The organism is Kitasatospora sp. NPDC048545 (genome assembly GCF_040651155.1).
In the GTDB taxonomy this organism is placed as follows: Bacteria; Actinomycetota; Actinomycetes; order Streptomycetales; family Streptomycetaceae; genus Kitasatospora.
This window is the reverse complement of record NZ_JBEZIQ010000163.1, coordinates 1-1,927: the sequence shown is the minus strand read 5'-3', so window position 1 is coordinate 1,927 and position 1,927 is coordinate 1. Positions and strand designations below refer to the sequence as shown.

The 1,927-nt window shown below is 72.5% G+C and carries 1 protein-coding gene; it reads right to left on the bottom strand.

What is annotated here, in order from left to right:
• Positions 1-1,927: condensation domain-containing protein (locus AB0D10_RS46235; RefSeq protein WP_360269108.1), on the bottom strand; the 1,927-nt coding region annotated here is incomplete at both ends.

Sequence of the window (1,927 nt, the reverse complement as noted above, 5' to 3'; positions counted from 1 at the left end):
ACACGGCCCTCGAACACCACCGCCGGCGCACCCGGAGACGACACCACCCGCCGAGCGAACAACCCGTCCAGCGTCAGACCACCGTCAGCGACCTCCACACCCGTGTCATTCCACCCCGCCAGCAACCCCCGCTCAGCCGCATCCAACACCTCCAGATCAGCCACCGGCCGATCCGCCCCACCCACCAACTCACCCAACAACCGCACCAGACGACCCACCAACACCTCAGCCGTCCCACGATCGAACAGATCCACCGAGAACAGCAACGCACCCCGCAACCCGGCCGCCACACCATCCGCGTCCCGCCGCTCGACGAAACCGAACAGCAGATCGGTGCGGGCGATGCCGGTCTCCGTCGTGCCGGGCGTGACGTCGAGGTCCAGCAGCGACGCGACCTCGCCGAGCGCCGACTGCTGGTCGGTGCTGTCGACGGTCAGGACGACCTGGAACAGCGGGTGACGGGCGAGGGAGCGTTCCGGGTTGAGGACCTCGACCAGGCGCTCGAACGGCACGTCCTGGTTGGCGAAGGCGGCCAGGTCGGTGTCCCGGACGCGGGCGACCAGCTCCGCGAAGGTCGGGTTGCCGGAGACGTCGGTGCGCAGGACCAGGGTGTTGATGAAGAGCCCGACCAGGTCGTCCAGGGCCGCGTCGGAGCGGCCGGCGACCGGGGAACCGATCGGAACGTCGCTGCCCGCGCCGAGGCGGGCGAGCAGCAGGGCCACGGCCGACTGGAGCACCATGAAGAGGCTCGCCCGCTGTTCCCGGCCAAGGTCGAGCAGGGCCCGGTGCACCTCGGCCGGCAGGTCGAAGGCGATCCGGCCGCCCTGGTAGGACGGGACGGGCGGGCGCGGGCGGTCGGTGGCCAGGGCGAGTTCGGTCGGCAGGTCGGCGAGTTGCCCGGTCCAGTAGTCGAGTTGGCGAGCGACCGGGCCGTCCTCGGTCTCCAGCATGTCGCGCTGCCAGAGCGTGTAGTCCGCGTACCGCACCGGCAGCGGCGCGAACTCCGGCGCACGGCCCGCCCGGCGGGCCGCATAGGCGGTGGCGAGGTCGCGAACCAGTACGGGCATGGACCAGCCGTCGGCGGCGATGTGGTGCAGGAGCAGGAGGAGCATCTGGTCCTGCTCGCCGAGGGTGAAGAGCCAGGCCCGGACGGGTGCGTCGGTGGCCAGGTCGAAGACGTGCCCCGCGGCTTCGTTGCGGCGTTCCTCCAGTTCCTCCTCGGTGACCGGGACCACGACCAGCTCGGGCCGGACGTCCTGCGGCGCGAGCACCACCTGGTACGGGCCCTGCTCGTCCTCGGCGAAGACGGTGCGCAGGGGCTCGTGCCGGGCGACGACGTCCGCGATCGCCTCGGTGAGGGCCGCGCGGTCGAGCGTGCCGGTGAGCCGCAGGGAGAGCGGGACGTTGTAGGTCGCCCGGGTGCCCTCGACCCGGTTCATGAACCAGAGCCGCTGCTGCACGTACGAGACGGGCACCCGCTCGGGGCGCGGCTCGACGCGCCGGACGCCGGTGTGCGCCGCGCGGGGCGCGCGGTCGAGCGCCGCGACCAGGCCGGCGACGGTCGGGGACTCGAAGAGCTCCCGGATGGAGAGTTCGGTGCCGAGGGCGGACCGGATCCGGGCGGCCAGCCGAGTGGCGAGCAGGGAGTGCCCGCCGAGGACGAAGAAGTCGTCGTCGATGCCGATCCGCTCGACACCGAGGACGTCCTCGAAGATCGCGCAGAGCGTCTCCTCGCGCTGGTCGCGCGGTCCGCGCCCGGTCGTTCCGGCCTCGTACACGGGGGCAGGCAGGGCCTTGCGGTCGAGCTTGCCGTTGGGGGTCAGCGGCAGGGTGTCCAGCGGGACGAAGGCGGCCGGCACCATGTACTCCGGCAACGCCGCCGCCACGTGCTCGCGCAGCCCGCCGGCACCCGCCGCCACACCACGCG